This window comes from Marinobacter sp. LV10MA510-1, assembly GCF_002563885.1.
In the GTDB taxonomy this organism is placed as follows: Bacteria; Pseudomonadota; Gammaproteobacteria; order Pseudomonadales; family Oleiphilaceae; genus Marinobacter.
The window spans coordinates 1,548,174-1,573,146 of record NZ_PDJA01000001.1; the positions used below are offsets into that span (position 1 = coordinate 1,548,174).

The 24,973-nt window shown below is 54.9% G+C and carries 20 protein-coding genes and 4 tRNA genes; 4 read left to right on the plus strand and 20 right to left on the minus strand.

Annotated elements, in window-relative coordinates:
• Positions 1 to 13: 13 nt before the first annotated feature.
• From ATI45_RS07415 to zwf, 5 genes are all read right to left on the minus strand, one after another.
• The gene (locus tag ATI45_RS07415) at positions 14 to 1,138 is read right to left on the minus strand and encodes an NAD(P)/FAD-dependent oxidoreductase (protein ID WP_098418929.1); all 1,125 of its coding nucleotides are present in this window, start codon (positions 1,136 to 1,138) and stop codon (positions 14 to 16) included.
• An 18-nt stretch (positions 1,139 to 1,156) separates the two neighbouring features.
• Entirely contained in the window at positions 1,157 to 2,470 is a 1,314-nt protein-coding gene (locus tag ATI45_RS07420) for an SAM-dependent methyltransferase (RefSeq protein ID WP_098418930.1), read from the minus strand.
• A gap of 188 nt (positions 2,471 to 2,658) precedes the next feature.
• On the minus strand, positions 2,659 to 2,967 hold the full coding sequence (locus tag ATI45_RS07425) for a hypothetical protein (protein WP_228735949.1): 309 nt from the start codon (positions 2,965 to 2,967) through the stop codon (positions 2,659 to 2,661).
• Positions 2,964 to 3,689: a 6-phosphogluconolactonase gene (gene pgl, locus ATI45_RS07430; RefSeq protein ID WP_098418931.1), complete on the minus strand. Its 726-nt coding sequence runs from the start codon at positions 3,687 to 3,689 to the stop codon at positions 2,964 to 2,966. Before pgl ends, ATI45_RS07425 begins: the two co-directional genes overlap by 4 nt.
• Positions 3,676 to 5,151, minus strand: coding sequence for a glucose-6-phosphate dehydrogenase (zwf, locus tag ATI45_RS07435; protein ID WP_098418932.1), 1,476 nt, complete (start codon positions 5,149 to 5,151; stop codon positions 3,676 to 3,678). Before zwf ends, pgl begins: the two co-directional genes overlap by 14 nt.
• A gap of 164 nt (positions 5,152 to 5,315) precedes the next feature.
• On the opposite strand from zwf, the gene ATI45_RS07440 reads away from it, so the two are divergent.
• Positions 5,316 to 6,203, plus strand: a complete 888-nt coding sequence (locus ATI45_RS07440) for a MurR/RpiR family transcriptional regulator (RefSeq protein WP_098418933.1) — start codon at positions 5,316 to 5,318, stop codon at positions 6,201 to 6,203.
• A 141-nt stretch (positions 6,204 to 6,344) separates the two neighbouring features.
• On the opposite strand, the gene ATI45_RS07445 is transcribed toward ATI45_RS07440, so the two are convergent.
• The 11 genes from ATI45_RS07445 to ATI45_RS07495 form a co-directional block, all read right to left on the minus strand.
• The gene (locus ATI45_RS07445; protein WP_098418934.1) at positions 6,345 to 8,198 is read right to left on the minus strand and encodes a SurA N-terminal domain-containing protein; all 1,854 of its coding nucleotides are present in this window, start codon (positions 8,196 to 8,198) and stop codon (positions 6,345 to 6,347) included.
• Between the two features lie 194 nt (positions 8,199 to 8,392).
• Positions 8,393 to 8,665 (minus strand): HU family DNA-binding protein, encoded by a 273-nt coding sequence (locus ATI45_RS07450; RefSeq protein ID WP_007352523.1) that lies wholly within the window; start codon positions 8,663 to 8,665, stop codon positions 8,393 to 8,395.
• Between the two features lie 253 nt (positions 8,666 to 8,918).
• Positions 8,919 to 11,336, minus strand: a complete 2,418-nt coding sequence (lon, locus tag ATI45_RS07455; protein ID WP_098418935.1) for an endopeptidase La — start codon at positions 11,334 to 11,336, stop codon at positions 8,919 to 8,921.
• A gap of 138 nt (positions 11,337 to 11,474) precedes the next feature.
• Positions 11,475 to 12,758 (minus strand): ATP-dependent Clp protease ATP-binding subunit ClpX, encoded by a 1,284-nt coding sequence (clpX, locus tag ATI45_RS07460; RefSeq protein ID WP_098418936.1) that lies wholly within the window; start codon positions 12,756 to 12,758, stop codon positions 11,475 to 11,477.
• A gap of 84 nt (positions 12,759 to 12,842) precedes the next feature.
• The gene (gene clpP / locus ATI45_RS07465) at positions 12,843 to 13,478 is read right to left on the minus strand and encodes an ATP-dependent Clp endopeptidase proteolytic subunit ClpP (RefSeq protein WP_018403670.1); all 636 of its coding nucleotides are present in this window, start codon (positions 13,476 to 13,478) and stop codon (positions 12,843 to 12,845) included.
• Between the two features lie 120 nt (positions 13,479 to 13,598).
• The gene (gene tig / locus ATI45_RS07470; protein WP_098418937.1) at positions 13,599 to 14,903 is read right to left on the minus strand and encodes a trigger factor; all 1,305 of its coding nucleotides are present in this window, start codon (positions 14,901 to 14,903) and stop codon (positions 13,599 to 13,601) included.
• 161 nt (positions 14,904 to 15,064) lie between these two features.
• Positions 15,065 to 15,583 carry a PaaI family thioesterase gene (locus ATI45_RS07475; protein WP_098418938.1) on the minus strand — a complete coding sequence of 173 codons (519 nt, stop codon included), beginning with the start codon at positions 15,581 to 15,583 and terminating at the stop codon, positions 15,065 to 15,067.
• Positions 15,584 to 15,757: 174 nt separating this feature from the next.
• Positions 15,758 to 15,842 (minus strand) — tRNA-Leu (locus ATI45_RS07480).
• A 114-nt stretch (positions 15,843 to 15,956) separates the two neighbouring features.
• Positions 15,957 to 16,032, minus strand: a tRNA-His gene (locus ATI45_RS07485).
• Between the two features lie 75 nt (positions 16,033 to 16,107).
• A tRNA-Arg gene (locus ATI45_RS07490) sits at positions 16,108 to 16,184 on the minus strand.
• A gap of 34 nt (positions 16,185 to 16,218) precedes the next feature.
• Positions 16,219 to 16,295: transfer RNA gene (locus ATI45_RS07495), tRNA-Pro, on the minus strand.
• 218 nt (positions 16,296 to 16,513) lie between these two features.
• On the opposite strand from ATI45_RS07495, the gene folD reads away from it, so the two are divergent.
• The gene (folD, locus tag ATI45_RS07500; protein ID WP_098418939.1) at positions 16,514 to 17,389 is read left to right on the plus strand and encodes a bifunctional methylenetetrahydrofolate dehydrogenase/methenyltetrahydrofolate cyclohydrolase FolD; all 876 of its coding nucleotides are present in this window, start codon (positions 16,514 to 16,516) and stop codon (positions 17,387 to 17,389) included.
• Between the two features lie 160 nt (positions 17,390 to 17,549).
• On the opposite strand, the gene ATI45_RS07505 is transcribed toward folD, so the two are convergent.
• From ATI45_RS07505 to ATI45_RS07515, 3 genes are all read right to left on the minus strand, one after another.
• On the minus strand, positions 17,550 to 19,730 hold the full coding sequence (locus ATI45_RS07505; RefSeq protein ID WP_098418940.1) for a malate synthase G: 2,181 nt from the start codon (positions 19,728 to 19,730) through the stop codon (positions 17,550 to 17,552).
• A gap of 138 nt (positions 19,731 to 19,868) precedes the next feature.
• Positions 19,869 to 21,272, minus strand: coding sequence for a cysteine--tRNA ligase (gene cysS, locus ATI45_RS07510; RefSeq protein WP_218925908.1), 1,404 nt, complete (start codon positions 21,270 to 21,272; stop codon positions 19,869 to 19,871).
• Positions 21,266 to 22,939, minus strand: a complete 1,674-nt coding sequence (locus ATI45_RS07515) for a glutamine--tRNA ligase/YqeY domain fusion protein (RefSeq protein WP_098418942.1) — start codon at positions 22,937 to 22,939, stop codon at positions 21,266 to 21,268. The genes cysS and ATI45_RS07515 overlap by 7 nt, the downstream gene beginning before the upstream one ends.
• Before the next feature lie 147 nt (positions 22,940 to 23,086).
• Between ATI45_RS07515 and ATI45_RS07520 the strand changes: the two genes are divergently transcribed.
• Together ATI45_RS07520 and lpxH are read left to right on the plus strand one after the other, a co-directional pair.
• Positions 23,087 to 23,596 (plus strand): peptidylprolyl isomerase, encoded by a 510-nt coding sequence (locus tag ATI45_RS07520; RefSeq protein ID WP_098418943.1) that lies wholly within the window; start codon positions 23,087 to 23,089, stop codon positions 23,594 to 23,596.
• On the plus strand, positions 23,593 to 24,318 hold the full coding sequence (gene lpxH, locus ATI45_RS07525; protein WP_098418944.1) for a UDP-2,3-diacylglucosamine diphosphatase: 726 nt from the start codon (positions 23,593 to 23,595) through the stop codon (positions 24,316 to 24,318). Before ATI45_RS07520 ends, lpxH begins: the two co-directional genes overlap by 4 nt.
• Before the next feature lie 24 nt (positions 24,319 to 24,342).
• Here the strand turns inward: lpxH and ATI45_RS07530 are convergent, their stop codons facing one another.
• Positions 24,343 to 24,972, minus strand: coding sequence for a response regulator transcription factor (locus ATI45_RS07530; RefSeq protein WP_218925820.1), 630 nt, complete (start codon positions 24,970 to 24,972; stop codon positions 24,343 to 24,345).
• Position 24,973: the final 1 nt, after the last annotated feature.

The following is a 24,973-nucleotide window of genomic DNA, read 5'->3' on the forward strand; positions in this document are numbered from 1 at the left end:
GGCTGCAGGGAAACTACAGTGCAGACTCCAGCGGCGGTACTTGCTGGTGCAAAAACCACTTTTCGGTCACCACTTTGCGTGTAAACCACTGGGACCGCATCAGGCCGCTGGCCAGGGGCAGCTTTACCCAGTCGGGGATTTGCCAGCTGGATTGATCGTTCAGGGCGCGGGTGCCAAAGCGCTCGGAAATCGCCTCGCCGTATCGCTCCAGATTGCAGGCTGATACATCGGACACTTGCCGGATAACGTCTGCGGCTATTAATGCCGATTCAATGGCGGGACGAATACCTTCGCCACTTTGGGTATACGCGAGGCCAGCGGCATCGCCAATCAACATTACGCCGTCATCTACCAACGGCCGCTCTGCGTGCGCATACAACAGGTAGGCATGACCCTTGAACCGCCCTGGGAGGTCTGCGGGAACGCGACCCTGGGCTTTCATGTCGTCAACAAAGTCATTGAGGTGATCCGTCAGCTTGTGATTGTCCTCACGACCAAGGCCGATATTCAGAAAGTTGCCCTTGCGGAATACCCAGGCATAGCCTTTCAGATCACGGCAGAACCAGAGTTCCGGTGTATCACCCCGGGCCTGGCAGGCGCTGGCCTGGGCGGGGGTCATTTCGAACTCGATTTCTTTTGCGGCTACCACGGTTTCATGGCTGCCGGGGCCGTGTCCCAGTTTTTTGGCGACGGGACAGAAATGACCGCCCGCTCCAATCAATAGTGGGGCTTCAAAGGTGTCGTTGATCACCCAGTTGCGGCCTTTCTGCTCGATGGATTTAACCGGAGTGTTCAACTGCTTGCTGGCGCTCACCCGGTCCAACAGATAGGCATCGAACTCACAGCGGCGAATACCGTAACTGACCGTTTCACCATGATCGTTGTCGACAGGAGCCTGACCCATCATACCGATTCGGAAAGCACTGATGGGCTGTAAGGTTCGCCCTCGGGCGTAATCGTCCTGATCGATTTCCAGCGTATCCATCACGGCCGGCGTCACCCAGCCAGCACAGGTTTTATCCCGCGGAAAATTCTGCTTGTCGATTATCAGCACCCGTTTACCGCTTTTTTCCAGCGACCAGGCCAGGGTTGATCCCGCAGGGCCGCCGCCAATAACGATGATGTCATAGTGATCCATGGATGGGCTCCATATCTGCTAGGCCTCCGGCGCAGCGGGAAAGCTGTAGAGATGTTTGCGGGTCGGGAGCAGGTTGTTGTTATCCCCGTGGGTGAACACAACCTGGAACAGTTGCAGAGAGCCCGCCCGGAAGGCCGCAGTAGAGCCCGCCAGATACATGTGCCACGCCCTGGTGAAGTGCGCGTCATACAGCTCGGTGACCTGGTCCTGAACACTTTCAAATCGTTTCATCCAGTGCTCCAGGGTGGCGGCGTAGTGCAACCGCAGGTTCTCTACGTCCAGCACCGAGAAATCGCCGCTCTCACAAATGCTCATGAACTCGCCGATGCTGGGTGGGTAGGCGCCGGGGAAAATACGCTTCTCAATCCAGGCATTCATCAACATCGGGCGGTTTCGACCGATACTGTGCAGCAGCGCCATACCCTCTGGTTTAAGGGAACGACGAATCACCCGGGCCATCTCGCCGTAATGGTCCTTGCCCACATGCTCCAGCATGCCGATAGAAACAAACGCGTCGTACTGGCCCTCTATGTTACGGTAGTCGTCCTCAATGTATTCGATCAGATGGCTCAGGCCTTGTTTTTCAGCCTCCGCGCGCGCAAAGGCCAATTGCTCCCGAGAGATGTTGTAGGCGTGGACTTTGACACCGTATTGGCGGGCCATATACCGTGCCAGGCCGCCCCATCCACAGCCAGCCTCGACCACGGTCTGGCCGGGTTGGAGCCGCAACTTCCGGCAAACGTGTTCCAGCTTTGCCAGCTGTGCCTGCTCCAGGGACAGGTCCGGGCTTTCGTAGTAGGCGCAGGTGTACTGCATTTCGGCGTGGTCGAGCCAGAGCTTATAAAACTCGTTGCCAAGGTCGTAGTGGTGGTGAATGTTTTCCCTGGCATCTGAAACGCTGGTAGAGCGGGGGTTATGGTTGCGCCAGACCGCTTCAAGCCATGTTGGCCACTTCTCCCTGGCTTTGTGCACAGTTCGATATAGCGCTGTCATCAGGTCTGACAGATCCCCTTCAACTTTTAACCGACCGGAGCTGTAGAGGTCACCGAATGCCAGGTTGGGATTGCTGACCAATTGATAGAGGGCTTTGGGATCGGCCAGCCGGAGGGTAAAACTGGCGGTGATGAGGTCCGATTCAATGATTTCGTCATTCCAAAGCTGAAAGCGAACGGGCGGATTGCCTGCCATTCTCAACAACTTCGCGATCAGCCAGCGTTCGTAACTGTGGGGCTTGCGATCCGTGCCTTCCTCTGGAACCGCTATAGATAACTTATGGGGCCGGTTAGACGGTTGCTCCTGCAGGGTGTCTGCTTTCCTGGTGCTCTGGCTCATAGATCCTCTCGCTCCCTGATGCTTGCTGGCATTCACTTGTTCGGTACGTCTCACGTAAATGCGCCCAATATAGCCACTTCCCGAAACATACCGATGACACCCAGTGTCAGTATAGAAAACAGGCGGGTTTTGTCACGTAATTCCCCTTTTTCAGTTGCTAGGGAAAAGCGACCATTTTCCCCTGGCTTTCATCCCACAGCTTGAGCCCGAAAGCCGCCAGGCTCTGCCTGCTTATACTGTTCTACCGTTAACAACGTACACGCACCTATAACAGCGTCAGGAAGCGCTTTGCGCAGAGCACGAATCGCATCCAGACCGTATTCACTGCGCAGAGTAATCTCAAACACCGTGAGGCCACCCTGCATCAACGCCTCGCATAGGGGCACGGCGGTGCCTGGGTGATTAATGGTGATCACCGGCAGCAACGGCGACAGACGGACGAAGTCGTCTAGCCGTTGGCGCTGTGCGTGAGCTTGGGCATTCATCAATAAAGTCACTGTGCAGGACTCCAAAAAATGTGCAAACCCGACCGCAGAAACGCGCGGATTGGCATTTGCGCCCAGTTATCAGGTTCGGCCAGCGCCTTAGTCAGAGTGGCTAGCTTGTCGTCGCCCTGAATGTGCAGAAAGCAATCACAGGCGCCGGCAATGGCGCTTCGGGTCAGTGTGATTCGCGCCTGGGCTTGTTGTGGTGGTGTTATCGCGGCCAATTTGCTGCCGTTTTGCTCCGCCATGGCGGCGGCCAGTTCCGGCGCATCAGGAAACAAGGACGCAGTATGGCCGTCGTTGCCCATTCCCAGCACCACCACGTCCAGCGGCCAGCTCACGGCTTCAAGGCGTTGGCAAACTGCTCCCAGGCCAGCCGACGGGCTTGGGGCGTTATCATACAGTGGGTGAAAACGCGCCACCGCAGCCCTCCCCTGCAACAGATGCTGGCGCATCTGGGCGCTGTTGCTGTCGGGGTGCGACGGCTCAACCCAGCGTTCGTCTACCTGCACGATGTCTATCCGCTGCCAGTCCAGTTCTTGCTGGGCCAAAGCCTTAAACAGCAAAACCGGTGTACTGCCGCCAGACAACGCCAAACTGGCCCGCGGCGCTGCGTGAAGACGTTGGCGAAGAAGCAACGCAATCTGCTCTGCCAGTTTCCGGGCAAGGTCGGCGGGCGTTGCCGCCGAATGCCAAAATACGCCATTGGGTAATAAGGGTTTAGACATCTTCATACCAGCTTCGTCCGTCACGGGTTATTAACGCTACCGACGCCACCGGCCCCCAACCACCTGCAGCGTAACGTTTTGGTGGCTCGCCGCTGTCTTGCCAGTTGGTGATGATCTGGTCTATCCAGCGCCAGGCGTGTTCAACTTCGTCGCGGCGCACAAACAGGTACTGGTGGCCTTTCATGACTTCCCACAGCAGCCGTTCATAGGCTTCGGGGATGCGAACCTTGGCAAAGGTTTCGGCGAAAGTCAGTTCCAGCGGTCCCTGGCGCAGGCGCATACCCTTGTCCAGGCCCTGGTCTTTGGTGAGTATTTTCAGGGCCATACCTTCGTCTGGCTGCAGGCGAATAATCAATTTATTGTTGGCCAGATGTTTCTGGTCCGGGTCAAATATGTAATGCGGTGCCGGTTTGAAATGAATCACAATCTGGGAAAATTTTTCCGGCAGCCGTTTACCGGTGCGGATATAAAATGGTACTCCGGACCAGCGCCAGTTATCGATTTCTACTTTCAAGGCGACAAAGGTTTCAGTGTCACTGGATTTATCGGCGCCTTGTTCATCAAGGTATCCCGGCACCGCTTTACCCTCGCTGGAGCCTGCGGTGTACTGCCCGCGCACCGCATAATGTTCCATCATGGCGGGCGTGATTTTGCGCAGGGCTTTCAGCACTTTCACTTTTTCATCGCGAATGCTGTCTGCTGACAAATCAGACGGCGGATCCATGGCAATCAGACACAGCAACTGCAACAGATGGTTCTGAATCATGTCGCGCAGCTGCCCGGCCTTGTCAAAATAGCCCCAGCGCCCTTCAATACCCAGGCTTTCTGCCACGGTGATTTCCACGTGGGAAATGTGGTTCTGATCCCACTGGGAGGCAAAAAGATTGTTGGCGAAACGCAGGGCAATCAGATTTTGTACGGTCTCTTTGCCCAGATAATGGTCAATGCGGAACAGCTCGCTTTCAGAGTACACCTCGGCCAAGGCATCGTTAATGACCCGCGAAGATTGCAAGTCATGGCCAATGGGCTTCTCAACCACCACGCGAATGTTCTCACTGCAACAGTCGGAATCTCGCAGATTGCGCGCAATCACCCCGTACAACGACGGTGGTGTAGCCATGTACACAATCAGATTGTTATTGACGCTGTCACGCCAACCGTTCAATTCCGGGTAACTCTCGCGGCAACTGAAATCAAGGCTGCGGTATTCCACCCGCTGTAACAGGTGCTCTACACTTGCCTGTTCAAACTCTTCATCCGGAACCCGCTGGCGCAAGTTATCGGCAATCTGCTGGCGTACGTCGGCGCTGCTGTGTTCGCGCCGGGCCAGTGCAAGAATACGACTCCCTTCAGCCAGTAATTCCGCGCGCTCAAGCTGGTAGAGCGCCGGAAACAGCTTGCGGTTGGCCAGGTCGCCCAGAGCACCAAAAATCATCAAGTCGCAGCGAGTAGGGTCTGATTTGGTCATTGTAGTAATTTTATCCAATAATCGTCGCTAAAATCGGAGCATCTGATCATTTAACCCCACTTCCGACACTTTTACTACACTACCATTCTGTCAAACAGGGTATAATTTTTAAAATTTGGTATCAAACATTTCGCGTTAAACAACGTATTCAGGGAGCTTCAGGCATGGCTGCAACTACCCTCACCCATTCCCGCCGGGATGATAATCTGCTTGAGGATATTCAACAGAGGCTGGAGCAGCTCAACAAATCCGAGCGCAAGGTGGCCGAGGCCATCTTGCGCGACCCCAGCGCCGCAACCCGTTACAGCATTGCCGCGCTGGCGCGGGCGTCTGACGTCAGCGAACCGACGGTAAACCGTTTTTGCCGCGGGTTTTCCGCCACCGGTTTTCCCGACTTCAAGATTCGCTTGGCACAAAGCATTGCCACCGGCACGCCTTATGTTGGCCAGAACGTTGAGCCTGACGACACAGTGGCACAGTTTGCCGACAAGATCATACTCAGTACCATGGCGAGCCTGGATAAGGCGCGCCAGACGCTGGATGCCAAGGCGCTGGCCCAGGCCATCGATTCGCTGATTCAAGCCAAGCAGATCAGCTTTTTTGGTATGGGAGCCTCGGCGTCGGTGGCGATGGACGCCCAGCACAAGTTTTTCCGTTTCAACATACCCGTTACCACCTACGACGACGCCTTGATTCAGCGCATGGTGGCTGCAGGCTCCCACGTGGGCGATGTAATTGTGGCTATCTCTTACACCGGCCGCACCCGGGAAACCGTGGAAATAGCGCAAATTGCCCGGGATAACGGCGCCACGGTCATTGGCATCACCAACCCTCAATCGCCTCTGGCGGCAGTGTCCAGCGTGGTGTTGCCGGTGATTTCGCCGGAAGATACCGAAGTGTATATGCCCATGTCGTCCCGTATTATCCAGCTTACCGTCATCGACATTCTGGCCACCGGGGTGACCTTAAAGCGCGGCCCGGATTTTCTCAGCCACCTGAAAAAAATCAAGGAAAGCCTGCGCCCTACCCGCCTGCCCCTGACGCAACCCTGACCGCCCATGCCCTAAAGCTACTTTGACGTCAGAAACAAAAAAGCCCGAACCGGTTGTCCGGTTCGGGCTTTTTACTGGCCTTAGGCGTCATCCTGCCCTGGCTTTTTCCTGACGTTATTCTAGCTGTGCACTAAACCTGCACTACGGACGCTCCACCTCGGCGTTGTTCCGCAGCCACTGCTGGTAGGCCGTATATTCGCGCTGGCCGTCAAGCGAGGCCAGAAACTCCTGCAGCTGCACGTATTCGGTGCTGTCGGTGTCTACCTCGCCTTCATTCACCTTATCCAGAGCGATGACCACCGCATTGTTACCGCTAACAGTGTGGCCATAACTGACTGTGCCTTCCTGCGGGCGGGGCATCGCATAGACCGTCTGCATAACCCCACCACCCAGCTCCGGCGCACTGCGGGGCTGTTCGCTGTAGGCAGTCCAGCTATCGCCAGCGATATCCTGCAACGACTCACCAGCCTGAAGCTGCGCAGCTATTTCGCTGGCACGGGCAACAAGCGCGGTTCGGGTTTGCTCGGCCTCGAGATTGCCTCGAATAGCGTCTTCTACGCCAACTAGCGGCAGCACCTCGGCCCCGCGATAAACCCGCACGCGGGCAACTACAGCACGATTTTCGGCAACTTCAATCAGCTCGGTGTTGTAGCCACCGTTCAATACGTCTTCCGAAAACAACTGGCGTACCAGTCCGGCATGGTCAAACGGCTCACCGCCGCCGTTGCGGGTAATCTTGTCCGCCTGGCGAAGCTCAAGGCCAAGGTCTGTCGCAGGCCCTTCCAGATTGTCGGCCGCGTAAGCCAAGTCTGCCAGTGTTGTACGTGCCTTGGTATAGGCTTCGCGTGCCTGCTCGCGGGACAAGTCGTCACGCAGCTGCGCGGCAACGTCATCCAGCGCTGGCACGTCTGAACGACGAACGTCGTTCAGCTTGATCAGGTGCACACCAAAGCTGGTGCGCACTGGCTCTGAAACAACGCCGGGTTCGAGGCTGAACAGCGCTTCATCGAAGACCGGATCGTAAACACCGCGACCGGCAAAGCCGAGATCGCCGCCCTGCTCGCCAGAAACCGTATCAATCGACAGCTCCTGCGCCAGCGCTGCAAAGTCTTCACCGTCAGCCAGGCGCTGCTGGATACTCTCAATAGCGGCGTCTGCATCGGCGGTGTCTTCAATCAGGATATGGGCCGCCCGGCGCTCTTCGCGAGCCAGATCGGCTTCGCGGCTTTGGTAATAAGTCAGGAGCTCTTCGTCACTAATGACGATGGCGTCAGCCAGCGCGTCCAGTGATAACACAACATAACTGACATCGACTTGCTCGGGCTGCTGAAACAGGTTCGGATTGCTGTCGTAAAACGCCTGTATGTCATCGGCGCTGACGTTTACCTGGTCCGCCACGGCACTGGCAGAAATGTTGAGCAGGCGGAAATCACGGGTCTGATTTTGAATCTGCATCAGCCGCGTAATGTTACTGCTGGTGGCAACGCCACTGGCAACGATACCGGCGCGAATCTGGTTTACCACGGTTTGCTCGCGTATGGCGTCGCGGAATTCGCCAACACCCATACCCACATTGCGCACGGTAGCCACAAACTGATCGCGATTGAACTGGCCGTCTACCTGAAACTGGGGCATCTGGGTAATCAGCGCATCAATATCGGCATCAGACAAAGCCAGGCCCTGCCTGTCTGCATCTTGCGCCAACACCTGTTCTTCAATCAGTGCCTGCAGTACGTCGACACGAATCTGATCTTCGTTTAACAACGAAGGATCCGGCCGCTCCATACGGGACAGACGGTTCTGGCTTTCCAGCTGCACCACCCGCAAAAATTCGCGCTCGGTAATGTCTTGGCCATTCACCGTAGCCACTTCCGGTTCGCCACCGAAGCCGCCAATAATGGCGTCCATTCCCCAAACGGAAAGCGATAAAATCAGCAAGCCGATAATAACCTTGGCAATGGTGCCCTGGGCGTTTTCCCGCATATCTTGAAGCATGTGTCTCCCGAATCCCTGTTCAAGGTCGTACTGTGCCAGCGAATGCCGGCGAATTTTTTATCGTCATTGACGCAGATCTGGCGTTGTTAACGTAAATCTTGCGTGGCTAACGTAAAAAGGCGCATTCAGTGTGGAATGCGCCTTTAATATTTCTGGCGCAGCTCCAAAACGCGGAGCTGCCGACGAAAAACCCGTTACTTAACGGCGTCTTTCAGGGCCTTACCTGCTTTGAAGCCAGGCACTTTAGAGGCCTTAATCTGAATCTCGGCGCCTGTCTGCGGGTTACGGCCAGTGCGGGCAGCTCGCTCTTTCACGGAGAATGTGCCAAAACCAATCAACGTTACCTGGTCGTCCTTTTTCAGGGCACTGGTGATGGAGGTGGTCATGGCATCCAGAGCACGGCCAGCGGCGGCTTTGGAAATATCAGCGGACTCTGCAATTGCATCAATAAGTTCGGACTTGTTCACACTAAACCCCTTCGATTTCAGGTTGAAGATGTCATAGGTCGGTGGATCTCAAACGCAGAGACTATTGCACATACGTTTACAGAATTCCATTCGGCAATTATTTTTATTCCTTGCGGCAACAATCCGTTAGTCGGAGCGGTAAACCGTTAGTCGGAATAGCTTTATAAAACGCGGGAGCCCTTGATACAGGCTGCTTCACGGCGAAACAGTTATACCAATGGGCTCTTCCGTGTGTCAACAATTCATGTCGGGTTTAGTGCGTATTTGGGCGTTCCTTCGCTTCTGCGTCGTCATCACAACCGGCCTTGGCGGCTGTTTTTTCGGCAATATCACCCGCCATTACCTCCGGCGCATACACCAACGCAATGTCCAGCACTTCGTCAATCCATTTAACCGGACGGATCTCCAGAGACTCTTTGATGTTTTCAGGTATCTCCTTGATATCCCTGACATTTTCATCAGGAATTATAACCGTTTTGATGCCTCCCCGGTGCGCTGCCAGCAGCTTTTCCTTCAACCCGCCAATGGGCAGAACCCGGCCCCGCAGGGTTATTTCACCGGTCATGGCAACATCGCTACGCACCGGGTTACGGGTTAACGCCGACACCAGTGCTGTACACATACCTATACCGGCGCTGGGGCCGTCTTTTGGCGTCGCGCCCTCGGGCACATGCACGTGCAAATCGTGTTTTTCGTGGAAATCGTCGGCAATACCCAGCGCCTTAGCGCGACTGCGGACGACGGTTAATGCCGTCTGGATCGACTCTTGCATAACGTCGCCCAGGGAGCCGGTTTTCACCACCCGACCTTTACCCGGCGTAAGCGCACACTCAATGGTCAACAATTCGCCGCCCACCTGAGTCCAGGCCAGACCGGTCACCTGGCCAATTTCGTTACTGTCTTCTGCCAGGCCGTATTTGAATTTCTGTACGCCAGAATAGTCTTCCAGCATCGCCGGCGTTATCGCCACCTGGCTCTTATCGCCGCTTGAGACGTGCTCACGCACCACCTTACGGCAGATCTTGGCAATCTCGCGCTCCAGGCCACGTACGCCAGCTTCGCGGGTGTAGTAACGCACCAGGTCGCGCAGGGTTTCTTCTGGCAGATCCAGTTCTTTGTCGCGCAGGCCGTTGGCTTTTATCTGCTTGGGCAGCAGGTAACGCAGAGCAATATTCACTTTTTCATCTTCGGTGTAACCCGGAATGCGGATAATTTCCATCCGGTCCAGCAGCGCCGACGGAATATTCATCGAGTTCGAGGTGCACACGAACATCACATCCGACAGATCGTAATCCACTTCCAGATAGTGATCGTTGAAGGTGTGATTCTGTTCCGGGTCCAGCACTTCCAGTAACGCCGAGCCGGGGTCTCCACGTTGGTCCATGCCCATCTTGTCGATTTCATCGAACAGGAACAGCGGATTTTTCACCCCGACTTTGGCCAGTTTCTGCAGCAGCTTGCCAGGCAAAGCGCCGATGTACGTTTTGCGGTGGCCGCGAATTTCGGCTTCGTCACGTACGCCACCCAGGGCCATACGGGTGTACTTGCGATTGGTGGCACGGGCAATGGACTGCCCCAAAGAGGTTTTACCCACGCCAGGAGGCCCTACCAAGCACAACACCGGCCCTTTGATCTTCTTCACCCGGGTTTGTACCGCCAGGTATTCCAGAATGCGGGTTTTTACCTCGTCCAGGCCGTAATGATCTTCGTCGAGTATTTCACGGGCCCTGTCGATATCGTGGCGCACGCGGCTGCGCTTTTTCCAGGGCACCGCCAGCATCCAGTCGATGTAGCCACGAACCACTGTGGCTTCCGCCGACATGGGCGACATCATTTTCAGTTTGTTCAACTCGCTTTCAGTTTTTTTGCGGGCTTCTTCCGGCAGGCCGGCGTCTTCCAGCTTCTGTTCCAACTCCTCGAAGTCGTTATTACCGTCGCCCATCTGGCCCATTTCTTTCTGGATGGCCTTCATCTGTTCGTTCAGGTAATACTCGCGCTGGCTGCGTTCCATCTGCTTTTTGACCCGGCCACGAATGCGCTTTTCCACTTCAATCAGGTCAATTTCGCCGTCCAGCTTGCCCAGCAGCAGTTCAATGCGTTCACGGGTATCCAGCGCTTCAAGCAGCTCCTGCTTTTGCGGAATCTGCAGGTCCAGGTGGGCCGCAATGGTGTCCACCAGGCGTTCTACGCCGGTAATCCCGTTGAGCGCACCAGAAACCTCGGCCGGCACCTTTTTGGACAGCTTTACAAACTTCTCGAACTCTTCCATCAAGGTCTTGCTGAGCACTTCTTCTTCGCGCTCCGGCAAGGGCTCTTCGCGCAGAATCCGGGCGTGTGCTATCAGGTAGTCGCCATCTTCGATCTGTTCCAGGGCGGTACGTTCGTTGCCCTCCACCAGCACTTTCACTGTGCCGTCTGGCAGCCGCAGCATCTGCAATATGGTGGCCAGAGTGCCAATGTTGAAAACGTCGCTTACGCCGGGGTCGTCTGTGGCGGCATCACGCTGGGCAACCAGCAGGATTTCCTTGCCGCGCTCCATCGCGGCTTCCAGCGCCTGAATAGACTTCTCTCGGCCCACAAACAGAGGCACAACCATGTGCGGGAACACCACCACGTCGCGTAACGGGAGCAGTGGGTAAACTTTCACGGTTTCTTCGGGTGTCCGGGTCATAGGGAATCCTCTGACGGGGTATAATTAAAAGTATCAATAAAGAGTTTTAATAAACGTAACATTAATCATTGGGGCATCTGCGACATAAAAAAAGGGGCTAATAAGCCCCTTTTTCAGTCATTACACGGATTTAGCGCATCAATCGTCCGGCGCAACTTTGGCCAGATCGTTGTTTGCGTAAATCTTGAACGGTTCAGAATCACCGCTGATCACGCTTTCATCAACCACCACCTTGCACACATCCTGTTCAGACGGAATCTGATACATGGTGTCCAACAGTGTTGCTTCCATAATAGAGCGTAAACCACGAGCGCCGGTGTTGCGTTCTTTCGCTTTACGGGCAACAGCGCGCAGGGCTTCCTCACGGAAATCCAGTTCCACACCTTCCATTTCGAACAGCTTTTGGTACTGCTTGGTCAAAGCATTCTTGGGTTCGGTCAGAATCTGGATCAGGGCGTCTTCGTCCAGCTCGGTCAGGGTCGCCACAACCGGCAAACGGCCGACAAACTCCGGAATCAAGCCAAACTTCACCAGATCTTCGGTTTGAACATCTTTGATGATCTCGCCTGCGGATTTGATGTTGTCCTGGCTCGCCACTTCTGCTGAAAAGCCAATGGATGAACGCGCAGAACGCTGCTGTATAACCTTCTCCAAACCAGCAAAAGCGCCGCCACAAATAAACAGTATGTTACTTGTGTTCACCTGCAGGAATTCCTGCTGCGGATGCTTGCGCCCGCCTTGGGGTGGTACCGAAGCCACGGTGCCTTCAATCAGCTTCAAAAGCGCCTGCTGTACACCTTCACCAGACACATCCCGGGTAATGGAGGGATTGTCAGATTTGCGGGAAATTTTGTCGATTTCGTCGATGTAGACAATGCCCCGCTGGGCTTTCTCGACATCATAATCGCATTTCTGCAGCAGCTTCTGAATGATGTTCTCGACGTCTTCCCCCACATAACCGGCTTCGGTCAGGGTGGTCGCGTCGGCAATGGTAAAGGGTACATTCAGCACTCGCGCCAGGGTTTCAGCCAGCAAGGTCTTGCCGCTGCCCGTGGGGCCAATCAGCAGGATGTTGCTTTTGCCCAGCTCGACTTCAGCCTTACCCTCACCATAGCGCAAGCGCTTGTAGTGATTATATACCGCAACTGCGAGCACCACTTTAGCTCGGTCCTGACCGATCACGTACTCGTTCAGTGTTTCACGGATCTCGGCCGGTGTCGGCAGACGATCGCTGGCCTCTTCCTGAGCATTTTCCTGAATTTCTTCACGGATAATGTCGTTGCAAAGGTCAACGCATTCGTCACAGACGAACACCGAAGGCCCTGCTATGAGCTTCCGGACTTCGTGCTGGCTCTTTCCACAAAACGAGCAGTACAGCAACTTGCTGCTATCGTCACCTCTGCCGTTTCTTTCGTCTGCCATTGAAATACCTCTGATCTCTGTTTGCCGGCGCCGGTTAAAAACGGAACGCCACGCCGGCCACGGATGGAGCGTGTTACCCAAGTATTATTTATTCGGTACGCGCTTATCAAGTACTGAATCGATCAGGCCATAGGCCTTGGCCTGGGTCGGATCCATAAAGTTGTCGCGATCGGTGTCGCGCGAAATGGTTTCCAGATCCTGGCCGGTATGGTGCGCCAGAATGGAATTCAGGGTGTGGCGAATCTTGAGAATCTCACGGGTGTGAATCTCGATATCCGTTGCCTGGCCCTGATAGCCACCCAGCGGCTGGTGAATCATCACCCGCGAGTTGGGCAGGCAGGCGCGCTTGCCCGCGGCGCCGCCCGCCAACAGGAATGCGCCCATGCTGGCCGCCTGGCCCACGCACAGAGTCGCAACATCGGGTTTGATAAACTGCATGGTGTCGTAAATCGACATGCCAGCGCTGACCGAACCGCCCGGGCTATTAATATAAAGATGGATGTCTTTGTCCGGATTTTCTGATTCCAGAAACAGCAACTGTGCCACCACCAGATTGGCCATGTGATCTTCCACCGGGCCTACCATAAATATAACCCGCTCTTTCAGCAGACGGGAGTAAATGTCAAACGAGCGCTCGCCGCGCGCCGTTTGCTCAATAACCATCGGCACCAGGGCGGCACTGGGTGACATTGCGGAACCATCAATTGGTTTTTGCATCATGATGCGCCTGAACTCCTTATGAACAATGGGCATGGGCTGTCCTAGAAAAAACAGCCGGACATGCCGGCTGCTTACACTGATTGCTTGCGCCGGCTGCTAACGTTCGCCGTCGGCCAATCATCAACTCTGGGCTTGACCCGCCTGAATGGCCTCTTCGTACTTCATGGCCTTTTCAGTTATTTGGGCCTGACCGAGCACATATTCAACCACTGCGTCTTCCAGAACGGTAGATTCTATCTGGGACTTCTGTTCCGGACTGCTATTGAAGTGTGCAATCACTTCCTCAGGTTGTTCATACGTAGACGCAATTTCCTGGATCTTTTCTTCCACTTTTTCCGCGTCGGCGGTCAATTCATTCTTCTTGACCACTTCCTGGAATAACAGCCCGGTCTTCACGCGACGCTTGGCCTGCTCTTCAAAGATTTCCTTGGGCAACTGCTGAAAGTCCATCTGGCCGCCGAAGCGCTTAACCGCGTCCTGGCGCAGACGGTCAATTTCCTGATCAATCAGGGACGTTGGTACGTCCAGCTCTGTGCTGTTCAGCAGCGCGTCAACAACGTCATTTTTAACCTTGTTGGAAATCGCTTGTTTGAGCTCTCGCTCCATGTTCTTTTTCACTTCTACGCGGAACGCAGCTTCGTCTTCAGCTTCAATGCCGAACTTCTTGAAGAACTCGGCATCCAACTCTGGCAGCAATGGCTCTTCCACTTCGTGAATCGTGACCTGGAATTTGACTGGCTTACCTTTCAACTCTTCGTTGTGGTAATCCTCGGGGAAAGTGACGTCAATTTCCAACTCATCACCGGCCTTACTGCCCACGATGGCTTTCTCGAAGCCTGGAATCATCTGGCCAGAGCCCAAAGTCAGGCGGTGATTTTCAGCCGCGCCGCCTTCAAATTCTTCACCGTCGATGGTGCCTTTGAAATCAATAACGGCGATGTCTTTGTTCTTGGACTTGCGCTTGACCGACTTCATGGTGGCCTGCTGGGTGCGCAGGTTGTCAATCATGGTGTCAATGTCGGCGTCGGTTACATCAGCCTGGGGCTTTTCGATGGTAACCGCAGACAAGTCGCCCAGCACGATTTCCGGCAGCACTTCAAAGATGGCCACAAACTCAAGGTCTTTGCCTTCTTCCATGGTCTTGGGTTCGAAGCGCGGCCAGCCAGCGGGATTAAGATCCTGTTCCTGCAACGCCTTAACGTAATTGTCGCGCATGATTTCGCCAACAATTTCCTGACGTACGCTGTCACCGAAACGACGCTTTACCACGCTCATAGGCACTTTGCCCGGGCGGAAACCATTCAGGCGTACGGTGCGCGCAGTTTCCTGCAGGCGCTTCTGAACCGCCTGGTCAATTTCCTGGGCGGGCACACCAATCGTCATGTGACGTTCGATGTTGGAAGTCGTTTCAACAGACACTTGCATGTAAGATCCTCAGAATCAGGTTCGGTATGTGAATGAATTTAAACCTAAAAGCCCTTAAGCCATGCATTGCGGCAGAAGGGCTGAAAATTAAAAGCCAGTAGTTTATCACGGTTTACCGTGTGTATAGAATCATCTGTTTGCGACAGATAACGAAAGTCGGATTAGCCAGCCACACCCAGGTCCGCGATCATCTTTTGCGCCTGAGCTTTAAGCTGCTCGGCTTCAACCCGCACGAAGACCGAATCGCCACGACAGGTCAGCACATCGCCGGCCCACACTTCGCAGATGACCCGCGACTTGCGACCCACTTCACCCTCTACCCAAGCCTTGAGCGTCAGCTCGACACCCATCGGCGTAGGCTTCTGGTAACTGACACCCAGCTGCCCGGTAACACATTCAATGGGCTCGCCTTCACCTGGGGTGCGACCGTCCTGATTATAGTGGTATGCAATAACAGTACGATTTGAGTGGCAGTCAATCAGCATAGCAATTAGGCCACCATACACCAGTCCGGGCCACCCGATATAGCGATCATCCGGCGCAAAGCGACATATAACCGCATCACCCTCAGCGCTCCACTCACTTTTGATTTGCAAACCGGATGGATTGGCGGGACCGCAGCCAAAACACATGCCGTTGGGGTTACACATATCTTGCAGTGAAAGGCTTGAATTAGTCATCACAGAATTCCTATAGTCATTGCACCATAAGCTGGCGATAGTGCCAGGCTACTTGAAGAACAGTTACTATACGAAAAAACCCAGTCTTTTATACCCGATACGTTGGTCTCTATAACTTTTTTCTAAAACCACAAAAAAACCCCGCAGACGCAAACCTGCAGGGTTTTAAAATAGTGGTGCGGGTGGAGGGACTTGAACCCCCACATCTCTCGATACCAGAACCTAAATCTGGCGTGTCTACCAATTCCACCACACCCGCATAATTTTTTCGCGTCTGCCCAAATTCGGCTGCCGCTGATCTAACATTTCTACTAAGACAAAAAAACCGGAAACCCGCTAATGCAAGGTCCGGATCTGGTTCGAAGCAGTAAAATGGGGTGGACGAAGGGGATCGAACCCTCGACCGCAGGAGTCACAATCCTGAGCTCTACCAACTGAGCTACGCCCACCATATACACACGCAAAAGCGTGAAACACCATCAAAACCGCTAGGAAAACTTTACTGCACCTGACCGAAGCTAATATGGTGCGCCCGGCAGGACTCGAACCTGCGACCACCGGCTTAGAAGGCCGGTGCTCTATCCAGCTGAGCTACGAGCGCATTAACCGCTTGCCCACCTGAACAGTCAGAAAAGTGGTCGGGGTAGAGAGATTCGAACTCCCGACATCCTGCTCCCAAAGCAGGCGCGCTACCAGGCTGCGCTATACCCCGTCTGAACTGCACAACACGTGTGTCAGCAAAGTTGGCGCAGATATTAGCGGCGGCGGCGGCCTTCGTCAACCATCATTTGGAAAGTTTGTTAAAAAAACGCTCCACGGTTGCGCTCAAGCCTTTAGAATCCGGGCGCTAATTGGCCTGAACCCGGAAGCATGCGACAATACGCAGTTCTTTTAATCGACCAATTCACGCCCAACCCATAAAGACGAACCATGAGCGCCGAACTGATAAATGGAAAACAGATTGCCACCAAGGTTCGCCATCAGGTGGCCGAAGGTGTACAGGCCCGCCTCGACCAAGGCCTACGGGCGCCTGGCCTGGCGGTGGTTCTGGTGGGCAGCGATGCGGCCTCCCAGGTATACGTAGGCAACAAGCGCAAAGCCTGCGAAGCTGCAGGCATTGTGTCGCTGTCTTACGATTTAGCGGCAGACACATCACAACAAGCTCTGGAAAACCTGATCGACGAGCTGAACGACAACCCATTGGTAGACGGCATATTGGTGCAGTTGCCTTTGCCGGCCCAGCTGGACGCCGATCCCATTTTATTGAAGATTCGACCGGATAAAGACGTTGATGGCTTTCATCCGTTCAACGTCGGCCGCCTGAGCCAGCGCAAACCTACCATACGCCCCTGCACACCGGCCGGCATCATTACCCTGCTCGACAGCATAGGTACCCCCTACAAAGGCCAGCACGCGGTCATTGTAGGCGCCTCTAACATCGTCGGCCGCCCCATGAGCATGGAGCTGCTATTGAAAGGCGCAACCATTACCGTGTGCCACCGTTTTACAGCGGATCTGGAGCGTTTTGTGCGTGACGCCGATATATTAATAGCCGCGGTGGGCAAACCCGGGCTGATCAAAGGCGAATGGGTAAAACGGGGTGCGACAGTGATTGATGTTGGCATCAACCGGATGGCAGACGGCACTCTGCAGGGCGACGTGGATTTCGCCGCTGCTTCGGAGCGCGCCGCCTACATTACTCCGGTACCAGGTGGTGTCGGCCCTATGACCATTGCTACTTTGCTGCAGAACACTTTGCATGCGGCGAACATTCTGGACCCTACTCCCAAAAGGGGACAGACCTAAGGTCTGTCCCCGGAGTACCCGAAATCCGGACTTGCGCAAAAACGGGGACAGACCTTAGGTCTGTCCCCTGTGGAAAAAAAAGGGACAGGCTTCAGCAAAAAGGGGACAGACTTGAAGTCTGTCCCCTTTTTGCAATCCCCTCTCGCAACACGGCAGCGAATTACTGGCCGTATTTCGCTTTTGCCTTCAAACGGTATGCATGCAGCAACGGTTCTGTGTAGCCATTCGGCTGCTCGGCGCCTTTCAGCACCAGGTCCAACGCTGCCTGAAACGCAATACTGTCGGCAAAGTTTTCGGCCATTGGGCGATAGGTTGCGTCACCGGCGTTCTGTTTGTCCACGATCAGTGCCATGCGCTTCATGGTCTCTTCAATCTGGTGCTTGTTGCAGATACCGTGATACAGCCAGTTCGCCAGCAACTGCGACGAAATCCGCAGGGTAGCGCGGTCTTCCATCAGGCCCACGTTATTGATGTCGGGCACTTTAGAGCAACCTACGCCGCTGTCGATCCAGCGCACCACATAGCCCAAAATACTTTGCGCGTTGTTGTCCAATTCCTCCTGGATTTCCGCCGCGGTCAGATCTTTCGAATTCAGATTGATGGGCACCGTGAGAATATCATCCACACTTGCACGCTCGCGACTTTCCAGCTTCTGCTGGATATCGGCCACATTCACCTGATGATAATGCGTGGCGTGCAGAGTGGCGGCGGTGGGTGATGGCACCCAGGCGGTATTGGCACCGGCTTTTGGATGGCCAATTTTCTGTTCCAGCATATCGGCCATCAAATCCGGCATGGCCCACATGCCCTTGCCAATTTGCGCCACACCGCGGAATCCGGTCTCCAGGCCGATGTCTACGTTCCACTGCTCGTAAGCGGTGATCCACGTGGCCTGCTTCATTTTTCCTTTGCGGATAAACGGGGCAAGCTTCATGGAGGTATGAATCTCGTCACCGGTGCGGTCCAAAAAGCCGGTGTTAATAAACGCCACGCGATCTTTCGCGGCGTGAATGCAGGCCTTCAAGTTCACCGTGGTGCGGCGTTCTTCATCCATAATGCCCACTTTCAGGGTAAAGCGCGGCAAGCCCAAAACGTCTTCCACCCGGCCAAAAAACTCGTTGGTAAACGCGACTTCTTCCGGGCCGTGCATCTTCGGCTTAACAATATACATCGAGCCTTGGGTGCTGTTCTGAAACCGGCTGTTGCCTTTCAGGTCGTGCATGGCCATCAGCGATGTCATCACACCATCCAGCAGGCCTTCCGGTACTTCGCTGCCATCTGCCAGCAGAATCGCCGGGTTGGTCATCAGGTGGCCCACGTTACGGATGAACATCACGCTGCGGCCCTTCAGTTGCAGCTCGCTACCATCGGCGGCGGTGTAAACGCGATCCGCGTTCATCTTGCGGGTTAACTGCTTACCACCTTTTTCAAAGGTTTCTTCCAGACTGCCATTCATAAGGCCCAGCCAGTTGCGGTAGGCCAGAACTTTGTCGTCAGCGTCTACTGCGGCTACCGAATCTTCACAATCCATAATGGTGGTCAGCGCCGATTCCATCAACACGTCTTTAACGTGGGCACCATCGGTTTTGCCGATGGGATGGGTAGCGTCAATCTGGATTTCAAAGTGCATGCCGTTTTTAACCAGCAGAATGCCTGTCGGGGCGTCTGCCGAACCGGTGTAACCGACAAAACCGGTTTCATCTTTCAAACCGATGCTGTCGCCGTTTTGCAGGTCCACCACCAGCTTGCCACCGGCAACGTGATAGAGCGCTGCGTCTTTGTGACTGCCAGAGGCCAAAGGCGCTGAACTGTCCAGAAGGTCACGGGCAAATTCGATAACGCGTTCACCGCGCTTTGGGTTGTAACCGGCGGTTTTTTCGGCGCCACCTGTTTCAGAAATCGCGTCGGTGCCGTAAAGCGCATCGTACAAACTGCCCCACCGGCTGTTAACCGCGTTCAGGGCAAAGCGGGCGTTCATGATCGGCACAACAAGCTGCGGCCCAGCCATGGTAGCTACTTCAGGATCTACGTTAGCCGTGGAAATGGTAAAATCAGCGGGCTCGTCAACCAGATAGCCGATTTCCTTGAGGAAATCTTTATAGACGTGCATATCCGGAGTCTGGTGCTGGTGGTTATGGTTCCAGGCGTCCAGTTTATCCTGCAGGGAATCGCGTTTGGCTAGCAGCTCACGATTGCGGGGCGCAAGATCGTTGACGATTTTGGCGAAGTCTGCCCAGAATTTGTCTGCATCCAGACCCGTTCCAAGGATCGCTTCATTATTAATAAAGTCGTATAAATTCCCGGCAACCTGAAGACCGTCAAGCTGTACGCGTGATGTCATCGTATTTCCCTCAGTAAGTTAAGAAATTCCTGAACGCAACATTCTACGTGATATCGCGTATCGGATCATACCCCAAATGAATCCTTCGCTTGGGGTGTTTTCTTAATAAACCGAGGCTTATACGGCGTTTTAGGCGGCTTAACCCCGCCGCCAGCTGGTACCCTCGCGGGAGTCGTCCAGAATAACCCCCTGCTCTAGTAGCTCGTCACGAATGCGATCTGCGCCGGCAAAGTCGCGGGCCTTGCGGGCATCCGCGCGGGCCTGAATCATCGTTTCGATTTGCTCGGCATTCAACTCACCGCCCTGCCCGCTGCCACTGCTGCCCTGAAAAAACAGCTCCGGGTCTTGCTGCAACAAACCCAGCACCGAACCCAGGCGCACCAGTACCGTAGCGCTGGCCGCAGCGGCTTGTTCGTCGCCGTCACGGCGCTGCTGATTTATCTCGCCCGCGATGGCGTGCAGAATCGCCATTGCACCCGCGCAGTTAAAATCGTCATCCATGCGCTCGGCGAACTGCGTGTCGTGTGCAGTCTGCTCCACTGCATCGCTGGCCAGCGGGGTGACACCGCGTAGCGCATTGTAAAGCTTGGTCAGGCTACGACCGGATTCAATCAGATTGTCTTCGGAATAGTCCACCTGGCTGCGGTAATGGCTGGACACTAAAAAGTAGCGCACCACTTCGGCCGGATAGGTTTCCATAATCTCGCGGATGGTGAAAAAATTACCCAATGACTTGGACATTTTTTCTTTGTTCACCCGAATGGCGCCGGCGTGCATCCAGGTATTCACAAACCTGTGACCGGTGGCGCATTCTGACTGGGCAATTTCGTTTTCGTGATGGGGGAACAACAGGTCTGGCCCACCACCGTGAATATCAAAGGTGTCACCCAGGCAGTGATTGGCCATGGCCGAGCACTCAATGTGCCAACCCGGGCGGCCATTGCCCCAGGGCGACGGCCAGAATACTTCACCCGGCTTCGCCGCTTTCCACAGGGCGAAATCCGCCGGGCTGCGTTTAGCTTGCTCTACATCCACCCGGGCGCCCGCCAGCAGGTCTTCCAGCTTTTTCTTGCTGAGCTTGCCGTAATCCGCAAACGAGGATACCGAAAAATACACATCGCCGTTGCCCGCCGCGTAGGCGTGGTCGCCGGCAATCAGCGTTTCGATCATTGCAATCATGTCGCTGATAAACGCCGTAGCTCGGGGTTCAGCGTTGGGCGACAGCACACCCAGACGGGCTTCGTCTTCGTGCATGGCGGCAATCATGCGCTCGGTCAGGTCGGTGTACACCTCGCCGTTTTCATCAGCGCGGCGCAGAATCTTGTCGTCAATGTCGGTGATGTTACGCACGTAGTTCACATCAAAACCACTGTGACGCAAATATCGAGTGATCACATCAAACGCTACCAACACCCGAGCGTGGCCCAGATGACAGTAGTCGTACACGGTCATGCCGCACACGTAGATGCCAACTTTGCCCGGTTCTATGGGCTTGAACTCTTCTTTTTTCTGGCTGAGGGTGTTGTAGATTCTGATCAAGATTTACCCCAGGAATCGCGCAGGGTGACGGTGCGATTGAACACCGGCTTGCCGGCGTTGTCCGTCAGCTTCTGGTCGAAGAAAAAGTAACCTTCGCGCTCAAACTGGTACGGCAGATCGCTCGCCGGCGACGCCAGATTGCGTTCGGCGCGGGCGCCTTTCAAAACCACCAAAGACTGCGGGTTCAGGTGCTCCAGCATATCGCCTTCTTTATCGCTGTCTGGCGTTTCCGCGTTGAACAAGCGGTCGTACACATTGATGTCGCACTCCACGCTGTCCGTTGCAGATACCCAGTGAAGCACGCCGTTGGGTTTGTAGCCTTCAGGGTTCACGCCCAGAGTGTTTTCGTCGTATTCGCACTTCAGCTCGACAATTTCGCCATTGTCATCCCGCACGATTTCGCGACAAGTCATCACATAGCCACCGCGCAGGCGTACCGCCTGATCCGGTGCCAGTCGCTTCCACTTGCGTGGCGCTTCCAGAGCAAAATCTTCGCGATCAATAAACAGGGTTTGGCTCCAGGTCACTTCGCGACTGCCCATGTCCGGATTTTGCGGATGCACCGGCAACACCAGGGTTTCGGTTTTGTCAGCCGGGTAGTTGGTCAGCGTGACCTTCAATGGGCGCATCACGCACATGGCGCGGGGCGAACGGATGTTCAAATCTTCGCGAATGGCGAACTCCAGCATGCCCATGTCTACGGTGCCGCCCGCTTTGTTCACACCGATCATGTCGCAGAAGGTGCGCAAAGACTCAGGCGTGTAACCGCGGCGGCGCAACCCTGAAATGGTGGGCATGCGCGGGTCGTCCCAACCGTCAACGATGTGCTCGTCCACTAAACGTTTGAGTTTGCGTTTGCTGGTAATGGTGTAGTTCAGGTTCAGCCGCGCAAATTCAATCTGGCGCGGCTGACAAGGTACGCTGATGTTGTCCAGCACCCAGTCATACAGAGGGCGGTGGTCTTCAAATTCCAGCGTACACAGGGAATGGGTAATACCTTCCAGCGCGTCTGAAATCGGATGGGTATAGTCGTACATCGGGTAGATGCACCATTTATTGCCGGTCTGGTGGTGTTCGGCGTAGCGGATGCGGTACAGAATCGGGTCACGCATATTGATGTTGGGCGACGCCATATCAATCTTCGCCCGCAGCACCATTTCGCCGTTTTGAAAATCACCGTCGCGCATCTGGCGGAACAGTTTCAGGTTCTCTTCCACCGCCCGCTCGCGATAAGGGCTGTTGCGCCCAGGCTCTTTAAGGCTGCCGCGGTAGTCCGCCATTTCGTCGGCGCTTAAGGCGCACACGTAAGCATTGCCGCGCTCAATCAGCTCTTCCGCAAAGTTGTACAGGGCATCAAAATAGTCCGAGGCAAAATGCACCTTTCCTTGCCACTGATAACCAAGCCACTCCACATCCGCTTTTATGGCGTTGATGTATTCCTGGCTTTCTTTTTCCGGGTTGGTATCGTCAAAACGCAGATGGCATTCACCGCCAAAAGTGTTGGCAATACCAAAATTCAGGCAAATGGCTTTGGCGTGACCAACGTGCAGGTAACCGTTGGGCTCCGGCGGAAAACGGGTCACTACCGTGCCTGTGTGCGCGCCTTTGGCGACGGCGTCTTCAATCAGGCTCTGAATAAAGTTATGGGCTTTCTTGGGCTCGGCGCTCATACAATCTCTGCAAAAAGGAGGTGGATCTGAGCGGTCATTATACGCATAAAAGCACTGCAGACTCATGCACCGCGCCAAACTCTTGCGTACAATGGCGAACAACATGCGCATTGCGCGCAACCTTCCCTCACAAAACAGGAAAACCCCATGATTCTGCTGACAACCAACCACGGCCCTATCAAGCTGGAACTGGATTATGACAAGGCACCGGAAACCGCTAAAAACTTCGAACAGTATGTGCGCCAGGGCTTTTTTGACGGCCTGATATTTCACCGGGTGATCAGCAACTTCATGGTTCAGGGCGGCGGCTTCGAGCCGGACATGAGCCCGCGCAAAACCCGCGAGACAATCAGGAGTGAAGCCGATAACGGCCTCAGCAATATGATTGGCACCGTTGCCATGGCTCGCACCATGGACCCGCACTCCGCAACCGCGCAGTTTTTCATCAACGTTGAAAACAACGGCTTTCTGGATCATTCCGCCAAAACTGCAGAAGGCTGGGGTTATTGCGTGTTTGGCAAAGTGGCTGAAGGCATGGACGTCGTCGACAAAATTCGCGCAGTGCGCACCACCATGAAAGCCGGCCACCAGGATGTTCCTGCTGAAGACGTGATCATCGAAAAAGCGGAAGTGCTTGAGGACGGAGACGCAGCGTGACCACGCTGTTCATTTCCGATCTGCATCTGGAAGAGTCACGCCCGGACATTACACGGGCGTTTCTTACCTTCTTACAAGATCGCGCGGTGAATGCTCACACACTGTACATTCTGGGCGATTTCTTTGAGGCCTGGATTGGCGACGACGAGCACACGCCCTTGCAGGAGCAGATCGCTGCAGCATTGAAGCAGGTCAGCGACGGCGGCACCGCGGTCTATGTGATGCACGGCAATCGGGACTTTCTGCTGGGTCAGGATTATTGCCAGCGTATTGGAGCAACGCTGCTGGATGACCCAACCGTGATTGACCTTTACGGCACCCCCACCCTGCTGATGCACGGCGACAGTCTGTGCACCGCCGATGTGGAATATCAGAAATTCCGCGCCAACATGCGCAACCCGAAAACCCAGAAAATGCTGCTGGCCCGCCCGCTGAAAGATCGCCAGCTGATGGCTCGCCAACTGCGCGAACTGAGTATGGCCAAGAACAAGGGCAAGACCCAAGCCATTATGGATGTGACTCCAGAAGAAGTGGTGCGGGTAATGGAACAGCATAACGTGCCGCAGCTGATTCACGGCCACACCCACCGCCCGGCCCGACATCCGTTGCAGGTCAGCGGGAAAGCGGCGGAAAGAATTGTTTTGGGGGACTGGGACACGCATGTGTGGTGGCTAGAAACAACCGCGACCAAGCCCATTGAACTCCTCAACAAGCCGGTGTGATCCACGCCCTGAAACCCAGTAGGCTCAAAGGCCTTTCACAACACCCAAAGCGATGGCGATTTGAACCAGCTCGGCGAAGGAGTCGACTTTCATTTTCGACATCATATGGGCGCGATGCCCCTCTACGGTTTTGCGATTGATGACCAGCTCATCGGCGGCTTCCTGATTAGAGAAACCTCTCACAATCAGCCCGAACACCTGCTTTTCACGGCGAGTCAGGCTCTCGTAACGCTGCGTCACCTCGGTGTGGGAGCGCTCGCGCTGACGCCGAATCTTGTCCTGCTGTAACGCATTGTGCACGTGATCAATCAGCACCTGGTCGTCAAACGGCTTTTCAATAAAGGTCATTGCGCCTTGGGTCAGCGCTGTTACAGCCATGTCCACGTTGCCGTGGGCGGAAATCATAATTACCGGCAGACCGATGTGATATTCCGGCAACTTCTGCTGGGCGCTGATACCGCTCAAACCCGGCATGCGCACATCCATCACGATGCAGCCACTGCCATCCCCGGAAAAACCCTCCAGAAAGTCTATGGCGCTGGGGTAACTCATCACCGTTAGCCCAACGGACTCCAGCAGCCACTGTAGTGAATCGCGAACATCTGCGTCGTCGTCGACCACGTAAACCGTTTGCGCCATTGTTTCTTTGTGCATC